Source organism: Arthrobacter sp. NPDC057388, from assembly GCF_042668165.1.
GTDB lineage: Bacteria > Actinomycetota > Actinomycetes > Actinomycetales > Micrococcaceae > Arthrobacter.
Genome location: NZ_JBHVBL010000004.1, coordinates 44,437 through 57,443, shown reverse-complemented (window position 1 = coordinate 57,443; position 13,007 = coordinate 44,437). Strand labels below are relative to the sequence as shown.

Genomic DNA, 13,007 nt, shown 5'->3' with positions numbered 1-13,007 from the left:
GGTTAAGCGGCCCGGAAGTCGCGGTATCTGGACAAAAACTCCAGGCTAAGGAGGTGGCGGCTGCAGGCGGGTGGCGCGCAGCACCGCGTCGGCCAGCACGGCCGACTGCCCGTCCGGACCTGTGGCGTTACGCTTCCGGCTGGCCGCAACATCGAGGCGCCACCCGGGCGGCGCGATGCCGAGCTCGGCCGCGGCCTGCTCAGCTGTGAAGAACATCCCCGGACCCGCATGGCCCGCGCCCCCGTGCGAGTGGCTCTGCCCGTCAGCCTGCCCACCGTTGCCGCCGTCGTCCGTGTGGGCGCTCTGGTCAGCCTGGCTCCGCCAGGGCGGCAGGCCGTCAGGATGGTGTCCGACGATCAGCAGTGTGCCACCGGGGCGGACCGCTTCGGCGGCCACCCGGTGCGGCCGCTGCCAGGGAGCCTCGGTGGAGTGCAGGAACTGGGCGGACACGAGGTCGAACTGCTCCTCGGGAGCCCACGCGTCAAGGTCACGCTGCAGCCACGTGATGCGCCGCCCGGCAGCGGACCCCGCGGCGTGCTGCGCGGCGCGTTCCAGTGCGACGGCGGAGACGTCCACAGCGGTCACCGTCCAGCCCTGCTCTGCCAGCCACAGGGCATCGGCGCCCTCGCCGCAGCCCAGGTCCAGGGCAGTGCCCGGCTCCAGTCCTGCCGCTTCGGCCACCAGCTGCGGGTTGGGCAGGCCGCTCCAGACGCGCGGCCTGCTCCGGTACATGTCGTCCCAATGGCGTGCGGCGCCGTCGTGCCCCTCGTGGTCCATGGGGAATACCCTGCCACACAAAGGGTGGGCCCAACCAGAGGCGTGTCAGGGCAGCCGGACGACGATGTTCTCCTCTTCGTCGGCGTACACCGGATAGCTGCGCAAGGGGCCGGCGCCGGTGGTGGAGCAGCCCGTCTCCAGCTCGAACGCGTGCTGGTGCAGCGGACACATCACCACGGACCGGTCGATGGTGCCGTCGGCGATGGGGCCGCCCTTGTGCGGGCAGACCGCCGAGACCGCGCGGAGCGTACCGTCGCGGAGGCGGAACACCGCGACCTGTTCGCCGGCCACGCCGTACGCCCTTCCCTCGCCCACGGGGACCTGGTCCACCGGGCCGAGGACGTGCAGCCCGGCGCCGGGCAGCCCGGAGCGCACAGGGCCCGCGTGCACAGGGCCGGTACTCATTGGACCGGCACCCGGGGGAGTGCCTCAAGCGGGAGGGACGTGCGGAACTGGCCCGGCGTAAAGGGGTCGTCGCGTTCAGTCCACGGATCCACGTAGGCGTCCACCGACGCCTGCATGGCCGCATCAAGCTCCGCGCAAAGGCCCTCGGCGTCGTCCACGATGACCGCGCGGAGGTGCTCGATGCCGACGCGCGGAACGAAGGAATACGTGCGTTCCAGCCAGTTGGCGCGCTCGCGGTAGTACTGCATGAACCGCCCGGCCAGCAGCTTCACCGTCCCGGGGTCGTCCACGGTGGCCAGCAGGTCCCCCTTGCGGATGTGGGCACCCGCCGCGCCGCCGACGTAGATCTCCCAGCGACCGCCGTCGACCGCCACCACCCCCACGTCCTTGACCAGCGATTCGGCGCAGTTCCGGGGGCAGCCGGACACCGCGAGCTTCATTTTGGCAGGGGACTCGATGCCCTGGAACCGCGACTCGATCTCGATGCCCAGCTTCGTCGAATCCCCCGTGCCGAAGCGGCAGAACTCCTGCCCCACGCAGGTCTTAACGGTGCGGAAGCTCTTGCCGTAGGCGTACCCGGATGGCATGTCCAGGTCCGCCCAGACTTTCGGCAGGTCCTCCTTGGGGACTCCCAGCAGGTCGATCCGCTGGCCGCCCGTCAGTTTCACCATCGGGATGCCGTATTTGTCCGCCACGTCAGCGATCCGGCGGAGCTGGTCCGGGGTCGTCACCCCGCCCCGCATCTGCGGCACCACCGAGAACGTGCCGTCGCGCTGGATGTTGGCGTGGACGCGGTCATTGACGAACCGTGCATCGCGTTCGTCAATGTACTCACCGGCCCACATCATTTTCAGCAGGGACGCCAGACCCATCTTCGACTTCGCGTCCTCCGCCCCTTCCGGTGCCAGCGCCGCGAACACGGCGGACACGGACCGCAGACCCTGCTCCCGGATGGCGGTCATCAGCGCGGCCTTCTCCAGCGGCACACCGGGAACGTACCAGGCCGCCGCCGGGTCCTCCTCCACGGCGCCGTCGGCAGCCCACTCCACCACCTGCCGGACCAGCAGCTTGCAGGAGCCGCAGCCCTTGCCGGCCCGGGTGGCGTCCATGACCCCGGACACCGTGGTGCAGCCGCCCTGCACGGTATCCGCGATGGTCTGCTTGCTGACGCCGTTGCAGTTGCACACCTGGGCATCGCCGTCGAGCTCCGCGACGCCGGTTTCCCCGCCGGGTCCGCCGAGATCGAACAGCAGCGAGACCCGTTCCGCGGGCAGCGGCAGTCCGCGGTCGAACGCCTGTGTCAGGAAGGCCACCTTGCGGCTGTCCCCGAGCAGCGTGGCGCCCACCACCTTGTTGTCGCGGATCACGACGGATTTGAACACGCCCTTGCCGGGCTCCGAGAACACCACGTGTTCGTCGGTGTCACGTTCCGGTGCCTGCAGTCCCATGGACGCGACGTCGACGCCGGCCACCTTGAGTTTCGTGGCGGTACGCGAACCCAGGTAGGCGGCCTTGGGATTGGTTCCGGTGACGTGGTCGGCCAGCACGGCGGCCTGCTCCCACAGCGGCGCCACCAGGCCGTACACCGCGCCGCGGTGCTGGACGCATTCACCCACGGCGTAGATCTCGTCCTCGTCCGGGACGCGCATGTGGTCGTCCACCACGATGGCGCGCTCCACCGGCAGGCCGCTGGTCACGGCCACCTCCACGTTGGGGCGGATGCCGGCGGCCACCACCACCATGTCGCATTCAATGTCCGGGGCGTCCCTTAGCCGGATGCCGCGCACCTTGTCGCGGCCCAGGACGGCAGTTGTCCGGCTGTTCGTGTGGACTCGGATGCCAAGCGCCTCGACACTCCGGCGCAGGACTGCGCCGCCGTCGGGTCCCATCTGCGCGTTCATCAGGTGCCCGCCGGAATGCACGACGTCGACGGCGATGCCGTGGCTTTGCAGGCCGCGTGCGGCTTCCAGCCCCAGCAGTCCGCCGCCGATCACGACGGCGCGGCGGTGATGGTCCTGTTGGGCGTACGAGACCATTCCCCGGGTGTCGTCGATGGTGCGGAATGCGAAGACGCCGGGCAGCAGCCGTCCGCCCGGCGTGTACAGGCCCTCGACGGCGGGCATGAACGGCCGGCTGCCGGTGGCGATGATGAGGACGTCGTACGGTGTGGCCCGGCCGTCGTCGGAGAACACCAGCTTGGCGAATCGGTCTATTCTTTCGGCCCGGACTCCCGCGTGCAGCGTGATGTTGTTCTCCCGGTACCAGTCCAGCGAATTCAGGAAGATTCCGCCGGTGTCCTCGTCGCCGGAGAGGACATGGCTGAGCATGATCCGGTTGTAGTTGCCGTAGGGCTCGTCGCCGAACATGGTGATCCGGTGCTGGACGGCGCCTCCGCGGGCCAGGATTTCCTCGACTGCACGGGCACCGGCCATGCCGTTGCCGATCACCACGAGCCGGCGCCGGGTATCGCCCGGGGCGCCCCGTCCGGAGCGGCTGGCGAGGGCGGTCATCAGTGCTCCACCATGCCCATGTCCACCACCACGGAGCCGCTGACCCCGGTATCCGCCAGCAGCCTCAGCTCGATCAGCGAGCCGCCGTCGATGTCTTCCACGACACGGAGCGGGACGTGGACGTCGCCCCTGGCCGCAATCGGGAAGTACCGCATGGGCACGCCGTCCCGCATCAGAACCACCGTGATCAGCTCCGCGGAGGAGTTGCCGCCGCGGAAGTACAGCGTCTGGTTGATGACGCCGTCGGGCACGAAATGGGAGAGCTGGCTGTGGATGGGCACGGCCCTCTCCAGCCCCGCGCCGTCGAAGGGGAAGATGCCCTGAAGGAAGATGTTCTCCAAATGCACAGCCAGATCCTTTCGGGGAGGGTGCTGCGGCGGCTGCCATCAGCCGGGCTTGAATCCATCCTTCGCCGCACGTGTTACGCCCCCCGACGGCCTGTGTAATTTCCGCTTTACACCTTTCTCACCGTTTTCGGAGTCCCCGCCGGCACAGGTGCGGGGACCTGCGGCAGGCATAGAAAAACCGCGCTGCGGGCCGCCGGTGTGGGCCGCAGCGCGGTTTTCTTAGCTGAAGTGACTAAGCTTTGGCCGTCTTGGCCGGAACAGCGGAGCCGGTGCCGTTTTCGGCCTTCCACTCTTCGATCCGGGCCTGCTGCAGCGGTGTCTGGCGGTTGAAGTACCAGGCGGCGCCCAGGAGCAGGAACCATACCGGGGCAACCACCAGCGCGAGGCGGGTGTCCTCGGCCTGGGCCAGGGCCACGAGCATGAACACGAAGAAGCCCAGGACGACGTACGGCATGAAGGCCGAACCCGGCATCTTGAAGGCGGAGGCCTCGTGGAGTTCCGGCCGGCGGCGGCGGAACACGATGTAGCTGACGAGGATCATGGACCAGACGAACATGGTCAGCACGGAAGCCACGGACGTGACGATGGTGAAGGCGCCGATCACGGAATCGCCCGCGTAGAGCAGGATGAGGCCGGCCAGCAGGAAGATGCAGGAGAAGAGGAGGGCGTTCTGCGGAACCTTGCGGACGCTGAGCCTGCCGAAGGCCTTCGGTGCGTTGCCGTCCTGCGCGAGCCCGTAGACCATGCGCGAGGTGGAGTAGATGCCGGAGTTGGCACTGGAGGCGGCCGAGGTGAGGACCACGAGGTTGATCACGACGGCGGCGATGCCCAGGCCGGCGAGGGTGAACATGCCGATGAACGGGCTGCTGGCGGGGTCGATGCTGCGCCACGGGTTGACGGCCATGATGACCACCAGGGCGCCCACGTAGAAGAGCAGGACGCGGATGGGGATGGAGTTGATGGCCCGGGGGAGGTTCTTCTCCGGGTCCTTGGTTTCGGCGGCCGCCGTACCCACGAGCTCGATGCCGGCGAAGGCGAAGATGGCGATCTGGAAGCCGAGGATGAAGCCGAACAGGCCGTGCGGGAACATGCCGCCGTCGTTCCACATGTTGGCCAGGTTGGCCACCGCGCCGCTGGGCGAGGTGAAGTTGGTGACAATCATGACGACGCCGGTGGCGATCAGGGCGAGGATGGCCACCACCTTGATAATGGCGAACCAGAATTCCGCCTCACCGAAGGCCTTGACGGTGGGCAGGTTCAGCAGGACAAGGACCACGGGCGTAATCAGGGCCGGGATCCACAGGGGAGTGCCGGGGGCGAGCTTGTCCACGTAACCGGCGATGGCCACGATGTCGGCAACACCGGTGACCACCCAGAAGAACCAGTAGGACCAGCCGGTGAAGAAGCCGGCCCAGGGGCCGAGGATGTCGCCGGCGAAGTCGCTGAAGGACTTGTAGTTCAGGTTGGAGAGCAGGATCTCGCCCATGGCGCGCATGACGAAGAACAGCATGAAGCCGATGATCATGTACACGAAGATGACGGACGGGCCGGCGAGGGAAATGGTCTTGCCGGAGCCCATGAACAGGCCGGTGCCGATGGCGCCGCCGATAGCCAGGAGCTGGATGTGCCGGTTGCCAAGTCCGCGGGAGAGGTGCGGTTCCCTGCCCTGTCCGGGTTCGGCATGTTCTGTGGACGGTTGAACAGAAATGCTGGTGGTGCGTTCAGACATCAAGTCTTCTTCCTTGTCACAGGTGCCGGCACGTGCGGGAGGTTGCCGTGCCGGCCGCGTTGATCCGCCTGAGATGTGACGGAACTAACAGTTGGGATGGTGTTAAGACTAAGAGCGGCGGAACACGGCAGATGCGCGCTGCCGCGCCGCACCCTGTTGAACAGGGGCGCGGGGCGGTGCATTCGCAGGGCCGAGGGGCGTTGCCGGGAGAGCGCATTTCCGCAGTCCAGGCGGCCATCCCGCCCTCTTGTGGGAAATTCGCAGCAAAGCCGAATCGCCGCAATAGTCTTCGACATATGTCCAGCATGACAGCCCCAAGTGTCGTCCATTGTTGTCCGTGAGCTGCGTCACGCGCGATCTGACGCTGCTGCGAAGGGCCATGTGGCCGTGCCGGGTGCCGAGATGCTGCGGCGAAGAAGCCGCAAAGGGCCTGCGGGGTCCGGATGGTAGACTAGTGGCACTTGATGTGCAGTGATGCCCGCTTTGCTCTGTATTTTGGAGAGCGGGCTTTTTTCATGTGAGAGGCACATCCTGCGTCGATGAACGCTATTGGTCCCGGCGGCCGTTGCCCGACCCCTGGCAGCAGCCCGGTTGACCACCTGACTTTTCTTCGGCGACCCCCTGGGCCAACCGGCGCCGGGGGCCGATATCCGCTGGATACCGCCTGAAAGACCCTGATAAACCAATATGACTACTTTTGCTGCCCTCGGTACGCCCAAGGCACTCTCCGAAATCCTGGCCGCCCAGGGCATCGAGTCCCCGTTCCCCATCCAGGTCAAGACGCTGCCCGACACCCTGGCCGGCCGTGACGTCCTGGGCCGCGGCCGCACCGGTTCCGGTAAAACCATCGCCTTCTCCATCCCCCTCGTGGCCCGCCTCGCCGAGCGCGAAGCCGCCTACTTCCGCAAGCCCGGCCGCCCCCTCGGCCTGGTCCTGGCACCCACCCGTGAACTGGCCACCCAGATCAACGCCACGATTGAGCCGCTGGCCAAGGCCATGGGCCTGAACACCACCGTGATCTACGGCGGGATCTCGCAGGCGCGCCAGGAAAAGGCGCTGCGTGCCGGCGTCGACATTGTCATCGCCTGCCCGGGCCGGCTGGAGGACCTGATCCGCCAGCGCATCCTGACCCTCGAAGCCGTCGAGGTGACGGTGCTGGATGAGGCGGACCACATGGCTGACCTCGGCTTCCTGCCCGTGGTCAAGAAGCTGATGGACATGACCCCGAGCCAGGGCCAGCGCCTGCTGTTCTCCGCCACACTGGACAACGGCGTGGACAAGATCGTCCAGCGCTACCTGTCCAACCCGCTCACCCACTCCGTGGACGATCCGCAGGCAGCTGTGACCACCATGGAGCACCACGTGCTGGTGGTCAACGACCAGACCGTCAAGAAGCAGCTGATTGTTGAGCTGGCGTCCGGCGCAGGCCGCCGCGTGCTGTTCATGCGCACCAAGCACCACGCCCGCAAGCTGGCCAAGACCCTGACCGACGCCGGGATCCCCGCCGTCGACCTGCACGGCAACCTGTCGCAGAACGCCCGCGACCGCAATCTTGCCGAGTTCTCCTCCGGTGAGGTCCGCGTGCTGGTGGCCACCGACGTTGCCGCCCGCGGTGTGCACGTCGACGACGTCGAACTGGTTATCCATGTCGACCCGCCCACCGAGCACAAGGCTTACCTGCACCGTTCCGGCCGCACGGCCCGGGCCGGCTCCGACGGCACCGTGGTCACGTTGACCCTGCCCGAGCAGCAGACGGACGTCAAGAAGCTGATGAAGGCCGCCGGCGTCGACGTCATCTTCGAGCGGGTCACCGCCAGCTCGCCGATCGTTGCCGAGCTGGTGGGCGAGGTCGCGGACAAGGTGGATCCCCGGACCCGCGCCGCGCTGCTTGCCGCCAAGCTGCCGCAGCAGGGTGGCGGAAAGTCCACCGGTGCCAACGCGGAGCGCAAGCGTGCCCGCCGCCAGGCATCGCCGACGGCGGGTGGCCGCGGCGGGCGCGGAGGCCGCGGGCGGGTTTCCGCCGAGGCTCCCCGCACGGACCTGCCCCGCGCCGAACGCCGCGCCGCCGCGTACGAGGGCCGGGCTGCTGCCCGTGACGCTGCCGAGCGCGTGATCGAGGAACGCCAGGACCGCGCGGATGCCGAGCGCGCCGCACGCCGCAACTCCCGCGGCCGCGGCCGCCCCACGGCCTACGCCCACCACAACGACGTTCCGTCCGCCGGCGGCCGTGCCTCCGCAGGACGCGGCTCTGACGGCCGCGCCGCCGAGGGACGCGGTGCCGGCCGCTCAACGGGTTCCGGCCGCTCCGGCGCAGCCGGTGGGGGCCAGCGCAGCGGGCGTCCGGCCACGGGCCAGCGCGCCGCGGCCGGGAGCAAGACGGGCGGCTCCCAGGCCGTCTGGTCCTCCACCACCGGCGGGACGTCGGGCGGTTCGTACGGTTCATCCGCGGGCGGCAGCGGCCGCTCAGGCGACGGACGTCCGGCCCGTAAGGCCCCGCGCCGCGCATCGGCCCCGGCCTCGAACGAGCGCCGCGGCCGCTAAAACAGGCATCGAGTGCTCCGAAAACGCCGTTTTGAAGGTTGAAAACGGCCGTTACGGAGCACTCGATGTGTTTTTAACCGGACTTCACCAGCCGCGGGCGCGCCACTCCTCAAGATGCGGGCGTTCCGCGCCGAGCGTGGTGGGCTTGCCGTGGCCCGGGTGCACCACGGTGTCGTCCGGGTAGACGTCGAAGATCCGCTCGGTGACGTCCGTGATCAGCTGGTTGAACCGTTCCGGGTCCTTCTGGGTGTTGCCCACGCCGCCGGGGAACAGGGAGTCACCGGAGAAAATGTGGGCCGGCCCGTCGGGGTCCTGGTAGACCAGCGCCACCGAACCGGGGGTGTGGCCGCGCAGGTGGACGGCCGTGACGTCGAACCCGTCAAAGTTGCCGACGTCGCCGTGGTCCAGCAGCACGTCCACCGCCACAGGCAGCTCCGGAGCGTCATCGGTGCCGGCAGCCGTCTTGGCTCCGGTGGCTTCCACCAGGCCCGGCAGCGCGCGCACGTGGTCCCAGTGCTGGTGCGTGGTGGCGATGAGCGCCAGTTTGGGCTCGCCGGAAGTGTCCGCCGCAGCATCAGCGATCAGGCCCTGGATGGCCGGCAGGTCGTCCGCGGCGTCAATCAGCAGCTGCGCCCCGGACTCCCTGGCCGTCAGAAGATACACGTTGTTGTCCATCTCGCTGACCGAGATCCGGCGGATGGTGATGTCCCGAAGTGAATGAATGAGCGTGTCCATGGGCCCAGTCTAGGGAGGACCCCGGCCCGGGCAGGTGACCCAAGCCTAGTGACTGCGCTTGCCCCGGCCCGCCGGCAGCATCTTGAGCCCGGCCGCACATCCCACAATGCCCGCAATGAACAGCACCTTGAGGATGTTGAAGGGCTCGACGCCGGTGGCCATCGCCCAGCCGACCGTCAGTGCCGCTCCGATCCCCACCCAGACGGCGTAGGCGGTGCCAAGCGGGATGTGCTTCACCGCCATGCCCAGGCCCTGCATGCTGAGCGCTGCCGTCACGACGAATATGACCGTGGGCAGCGGACGGGTCAGGCCGTCGGACAGGCCCAGCGCCGTGGCCCAGACGGCCTCCAACACTGCCGAGGCGAGCAGGATGATCCACGATGTGGCAGGCTTCGCAAGCATCACGCCACCACCTTCAGGCCAACCACGCACGCGGCGATTCCCGCGAGCAGCAGCAGCCGTGCCGCCGTCGGCCGTTCAACTTTGGCGGCAATAGCGTAGCCGGACGTCAGCACCACGCCCACGCCCACCCACACCGCGTAGGCGGTGCCGGTGGGAATGGTCTGCATCGCGATGCCAAGACCCGCGGTGCTGGCAACGACGGCGACGAGGAAGAGCGCGCCGGCTGCGAGCCGGCGGCGGCCTGAAGACTGGGACGCCCGGTGCAGCGCCGCCGCCCACACGGCCTCGAGGGCGCCGGAAAGAATGAGGACGAACCACGACATGACAGATCCTTTGGCCAGTCTTGTCGCGCACCGGGTACTGAACCGTCGTCCGGAGGTCCGGGGAAGGGGACCTTGGTTTTTACCTTAGCAACGCCCGACGCCGGTGGCCACCGCCGGTGGCAAAGGTCACCGCCGGCGGACGGGCCCGGAAGCCGTGCCGGTCAGAGCTTGCCGCCCGCCGCTTCCGGCGCGGCGGCGTCACGGCCGCCGTCGCCGATAGTTTCACGTGCAACGAAGTTTTCGATGTCGAAGGTGTTGTCCGCGCGTTCGGCGATGTTCAGGAGGGTTGTCATGGAGGCGACTTCCTCCACCTGCTCCTTGAGGAACCAGAGCATGAACTGCTCGCCGAGGGCGTCGTCTTCGGCGCGGGCTGCCCGGAACAGGCTTTCGATGCTCCGCGTGACTTCCTTCTCCTGCTGCAGCGCGAGGGCGAGCGGGTCCGTGACAGAGGCGAAGTCATTGCGGACGGCGGGGACGCCAGGGATGTTGACCGAGACGCCGCGGTCCAGCATGTACTGGACCATCATCATGGCGTGGTTGCGTTCCTCCACCGACTGCCGGTAGAAGTACCTGGCCAGTTGGGGGAGGTCCTGGTTGGCGAACCAGACCGCCACGGCAATGTACTGCTGCGAGGCCGCGAATTCATTGCCTATCTGCAGCAGCAGGAGGTCGCTGAATTTTGACTTGCTCATGGCCCCGAGTCTAGGTTGAGGCCCCCGGTCTGGCCAGAGCCGCTGGCTAGTCAGAGGAGCCAGGCACCGGATCGATGGACACCACGGCCAGGAACCCGCGGCCCAGGATTTCGGGCGTCTGGCTGTCCGAACCCACCACCACGTCGTAGCGGTCGAGCGCCACGGGAGTTTCCGCCTGCTCAGTGTCCCCGGGGGTGACGCTGGCCTGCCCCTGCAGCAGGATTCCCAGCTGGCCCTCGAACACCGGATGGGCACGTTTCCTGGACAGCTCCACGATGGAGGTGTACGCCTTGAAGGTGCCCTCCCTGGTGATGACGTTAAGGTTGCGGATGTCCCCGGTGGGCAGGGCAGAGAAGGACTCCGCGCCGCCGGGGAACCGGAAGGGACGGTACTTTTCCAGCGGGTGCTCTGCACCGTCAACGGAAAGCAGCAGCAATTCGCCCTCGACGACGGTCAGCAGCCGTTCCATTCCCGGGAAGGCGGAGTACGCCCCGGCCTTGGTGACGTCGGCGATGCTGACCCGCCAGTCCCACTCGCCCGCTGCGGGGGAGTGGCTGGCCAGCTCGCGGGTGACCCCGCCGCCGTTGCGCCAGGGCTGGGGTTTGATGTCGGCAAAGCGGATGATCTGCATCAGGCCAGCCTATCCGCGCGTTGCCCGCACGCTCCCTCCCCACGTAAAGTCGGCGAGGGATCGCTGCGGTTGTGGGCGACGCTAACAACAAAGGAGCCGGTCAATGTTCGTCAAAGTCTGCGGCCTGAGCACGCCTGAATCAATCCGGGAAGCTGTGGAAGCCGGGGCGGACGCCGTCGGCTTTGTCCTGACGGCCAGCCCCCGGGTGGTGTCACCGCACCAGGTCACCCAGCTTGTGGAGGCCGTTCCCGAAGGCGTGACCGCCATTGGTGTATTCCGCGCCGAACCGGCCGCTGACGCCGTGGCCATCGCCCGCGCCGCCGGGCTGGGCTGGATCCAGCTCCACGGGCAGCGCACCCCGGAGGACGTCAAAACAGCGCACGACGCCGGCATGAAGGTCATCCGGGCCGTCACCATGGGTGACGGGCCGGACGCGTTTGCCGACTGGGGCGAGGAACTGCTGCTCATCGACGCCGCGGTTCCCGGTTCCGGCGAAGCCTGGGACTACGGATCCGTGCGCGGCAAGGGCCTGGAGGGGCGGCAGTGGCTTCTCGCCGGCGGGCTCGACGCCGCCAACGTGGCCCAGGCCGCGCGCGATGCCGGTGCGTGGGGCGTGGACGTCTCCTCCGGCGTCGAACAAAGCAGGGGAGTGAAGGACCTGGCCAAAATCAGGGCGTTTGTGACGGCGGCCAAAAGCTGACCGCATGGAGCCCGATCGCAGCCCCGTGACCCCGTCGACGGCAGTCCGTGGCGCCCGCACGCCCGCGGCACCTCTCTACGCCGCCGGATTCGTGACCGCTTTCGGCGCGCACAGCATTGCTGCCGGCATGGGCGCGCAGAGCGGCAACATCGGACTGACCCTGCTGAACCTGGGAATCCTCCTGGCCGTCTACGACATCTCCGAGGTGTTCCTCAAGCCTGTCTTCGGCGCGCTGAGCGACCGGATCGGTGCCAAGCCCGTGATCGTCGGCGGGCTCGTCGGCTTCGCCGCGCTGTCCCTGATTGGCCTGTGGGCAGCGAATCCGCTGCTGCTCGGCCTGGCCCGGCTCGGCCAGGGGGCTGCCGCGTCGGCGTTTTCCCCGGCGTCCTCGGCGATGGTGGCGAGGATATCGGCAGGGAAGAACGCCGGCACCTTCTTTGGCCGGTACGGGTCATGGAAGAGCCTTGGATACGTGATCGGCCCGCTCCTCGGCGCCGGCCTGATTGCCGCGGGCGGCTTCGCCCTGCTGTTCGGCACGCTGTCGGCGCTGGCCGCGGCCACCGCCGTGTGGGTCCTTCTCGCCGTGCCGCATCTGCCGCCGCTTCCGCGCCAGCGGTACACCGTGCTGGACCTGGCCCGGCAGGTTGCCGAGCGCAGGTTCCTGGTACCCACCCTGGTGCTCGCCGCGTCCATGGCGGCCATGGGTGCGGCCATCGGTTTCCTGCCGGCCCTGGCAGTGCAGCACGGCCTGGATCCGGTGGCCGGCACCGCCGCCGTCAGCGTCCTGGCGGTCGCCTCCCTGCTGGTCCAGCCCCGGATCGGGGCGCTGCGGGACAGGCACCGCGTCGGCGACGCGGGCGGTATGCGCACCGGCCTGCTGCTGACCGCCGCCGGAGTCGCCCTCGTGGCTGCGGCGCCGGGGCCGGCCACCATCTTTATTGCTGCGGCGGTGATTGGCGCCGGCGTGGGCACGGCCACCCCGCTGGGCTTTGCGCATCTGGCGGACAGCACGCCCAAGGAACGGATGGGGCGGACCATGGGCTCGGCCGAGCTGGGACGTGAACTCGGCGATGCCGGCGGCCCGCTGGTGGTGGGCGCCGTTGCCACGGCCGTGTCGCTCCCGCTGGGATTGGGGCTGCTCGCCCTGCTGGTCGCCGCCGCCGCGGTCCCGCGCCTCAGCCCAGGCAGCAGGGTGCCCGGGACTGAGGGGTAGGC

At 68.6% G+C, this 13,007-nt stretch carries 13 protein-coding genes and 1 riboswitch; of the genes, 3 read left to right on the top strand and 10 right to left on the bottom strand.

Going from position 1 to position 13,007, the window contains the following annotated elements:
• Positions 1-45: 45 nt before the first annotated feature.
• The 5 genes from ACFUTU_RS03100 to cycA all read right to left on the bottom strand — a co-directional run bounded on the left by ACFUTU_RS03100 (position 46) and on the right by cycA (position 5,768).
• On the bottom strand, positions 46-777 hold the full coding sequence (locus ACFUTU_RS03100) for an SAM-dependent methyltransferase (protein ID WP_377960523.1): 732 nt from the start codon (positions 775-777) through the stop codon (positions 46-48).
• 45 nt (positions 778-822) lie between these two features.
• A complete protein-coding gene (locus tag ACFUTU_RS03095; protein WP_377960521.1) occupies positions 823-1,182 on the bottom strand; it encodes a Rieske (2Fe-2S) protein in 360 nt (119 codons plus the stop codon).
• Positions 1,179-3,692: a nitrite reductase large subunit NirB gene (nirB, locus tag ACFUTU_RS03090; RefSeq protein ID WP_377960519.1), complete on the bottom strand. Its 2,514-nt coding sequence runs from the start codon at positions 3,690-3,692 to the stop codon at positions 1,179-1,181. Before nirB ends, ACFUTU_RS03095 begins: the two co-directional genes overlap by 4 nt.
• Positions 3,692-4,039: a molybdopterin oxidoreductase gene (locus tag ACFUTU_RS03085; protein ID WP_377960517.1), complete on the bottom strand. Its 348-nt coding sequence runs from the start codon at positions 4,037-4,039 to the stop codon at positions 3,692-3,694. Before ACFUTU_RS03085 ends, nirB begins: the two co-directional genes overlap by 1 nt.
• A gap of 232 nt (positions 4,040-4,271) precedes the next feature.
• Entirely contained in the window at positions 4,272-5,768 is a 1,497-nt protein-coding gene (gene cycA, locus ACFUTU_RS03080; RefSeq protein WP_377960515.1) for a D-serine/D-alanine/glycine transporter, read from the bottom strand.
• A gap of 687 nt (positions 5,769-6,455) precedes the next feature.
• Here cycA and ACFUTU_RS03075 point away from each other — a divergent pair.
• The gene (locus tag ACFUTU_RS03075; protein ID WP_377960513.1) at positions 6,456-8,309 is read left to right on the top strand and encodes a DEAD/DEAH box helicase; all 1,854 of its coding nucleotides are present in this window, start codon (positions 6,456-6,458) and stop codon (positions 8,307-8,309) included.
• An 84-nt stretch (positions 8,310-8,393) separates the two neighbouring features.
• On the opposite strand, the gene ACFUTU_RS03070 is transcribed toward ACFUTU_RS03075, so the two are convergent.
• The 5 genes from ACFUTU_RS03070 to ACFUTU_RS03050 all read right to left on the bottom strand — a co-directional run bounded on the left by ACFUTU_RS03070 (position 8,394) and on the right by ACFUTU_RS03050 (position 11,092).
• Positions 8,394-9,044, bottom strand: a complete 651-nt coding sequence (locus ACFUTU_RS03070) for an MBL fold metallo-hydrolase (RefSeq protein ID WP_377960511.1) — start codon at positions 9,042-9,044, stop codon at positions 8,394-8,396.
• 45 nt (positions 9,045-9,089) lie between these two features.
• Positions 9,090-9,446, bottom strand: coding sequence for a DMT family transporter (locus ACFUTU_RS03065; RefSeq protein ID WP_377960742.1), 357 nt, complete (start codon positions 9,444-9,446; stop codon positions 9,090-9,092).
• Positions 9,446-9,769 (bottom strand): DMT family transporter, encoded by a 324-nt coding sequence (locus tag ACFUTU_RS03060; RefSeq protein WP_377960509.1) that lies wholly within the window; start codon positions 9,767-9,769, stop codon positions 9,446-9,448. Before ACFUTU_RS03060 ends, ACFUTU_RS03065 begins: the two co-directional genes overlap by 1 nt.
• Positions 9,770-9,778: 9 nt before the next feature.
• Positions 9,779-9,845, bottom strand: a riboswitch (guanidine-III (ykkC-III) riboswitch).
• An 85-nt stretch (positions 9,846-9,930) separates the two neighbouring features.
• On the bottom strand, positions 9,931-10,461 hold the full coding sequence (locus tag ACFUTU_RS03055) for a ferritin (protein WP_377960507.1): 531 nt from the start codon (positions 10,459-10,461) through the stop codon (positions 9,931-9,933).
• Positions 10,462-10,507: 46 nt separating this feature from the next.
• Positions 10,508-11,092: a HutD family protein gene (locus ACFUTU_RS03050; RefSeq protein WP_377960505.1), complete on the bottom strand. Its 585-nt coding sequence runs from the start codon at positions 11,090-11,092 to the stop codon at positions 10,508-10,510.
• Between the two features lie 103 nt (positions 11,093-11,195).
• On the opposite strand from ACFUTU_RS03050, the gene ACFUTU_RS03045 reads away from it, so the two are divergent.
• Positions 11,196-11,792: a phosphoribosylanthranilate isomerase gene (locus ACFUTU_RS03045; RefSeq protein WP_377960503.1), complete on the top strand. Its 597-nt coding sequence runs from the start codon at positions 11,196-11,198 to the stop codon at positions 11,790-11,792.
• 4 nt (positions 11,793-11,796) lie between these two features.
• Positions 11,797-13,005 (top strand): MFS transporter, encoded by a 1,209-nt coding sequence (locus ACFUTU_RS03040; protein WP_377960501.1) that lies wholly within the window; start codon positions 11,797-11,799, stop codon positions 13,003-13,005.
• Positions 13,006-13,007 lie beyond the last annotated feature (2 nt).

Excerpts from the sequence above, each read along its gene's own strand:
- ACFUTU_RS03095 (WP_377960521.1), bottom strand. The coding sequence starts at position 1,182 with ATGAGTACCGGCCCTGTGCACGCGGGCCCTGTGCGCTCCGGGCTGCCC.
- nirB (WP_377960519.1), bottom strand. The coding sequence starts at position 3,692 with ATGACCGCCCTCGCCAGCCGCTCCGGACGGGGCGCCCCGGGCGATACC.
- ACFUTU_RS03065 (WP_377960742.1), bottom strand. The coding sequence starts at position 9,446 with ATGCTTGCGAAGCCTGCCACATCGTGGATCATCCTGCTCGCCTCGGCA.
- ACFUTU_RS03055 (WP_377960507.1), bottom strand. The coding sequence starts at position 10,461 with ATGAGCAAGTCAAAATTCAGCGACCTCCTGCTGCTGCAGATAGGCAAT.
- ACFUTU_RS03060 (WP_377960509.1), bottom strand. The coding sequence starts at position 9,769 with ATGTCGTGGTTCGTCCTCATTCTTTCCGGCGCCCTCGAGGCCGTGTGG.
- ACFUTU_RS03040 (WP_377960501.1), top strand. The coding sequence starts at position 11,797 with ATGGAGCCCGATCGCAGCCCCGTGACCCCGTCGACGGCAGTCCGTGGC.
- cycA (WP_377960515.1), bottom strand. The coding sequence starts at position 5,768 with ATGTCTGAACGCACCACCAGCATTTCTGTTCAACCGTCCACAGAACAT.
- ACFUTU_RS03050 (WP_377960505.1), bottom strand. The coding sequence starts at position 11,092 with ATGCAGATCATCCGCTTTGCCGACATCAAACCCCAGCCCTGGCGCAAC.
- ACFUTU_RS03045 (WP_377960503.1), top strand. The coding sequence starts at position 11,196 with ATGTTCGTCAAAGTCTGCGGCCTGAGCACGCCTGAATCAATCCGGGAA.
- ACFUTU_RS03075 (WP_377960513.1), top strand. The coding sequence starts at position 6,456 with ATGACTACTTTTGCTGCCCTCGGTACGCCCAAGGCACTCTCCGAAATC.
- ACFUTU_RS03070 (WP_377960511.1), bottom strand. The coding sequence starts at position 9,044 with ATGGACACGCTCATTCATTCACTTCGGGACATCACCATCCGCCGGATC.
- ACFUTU_RS03100 (WP_377960523.1), bottom strand. The coding sequence starts at position 777 with ATGGACCACGAGGGGCACGACGGCGCCGCACGCCATTGGGACGACATG.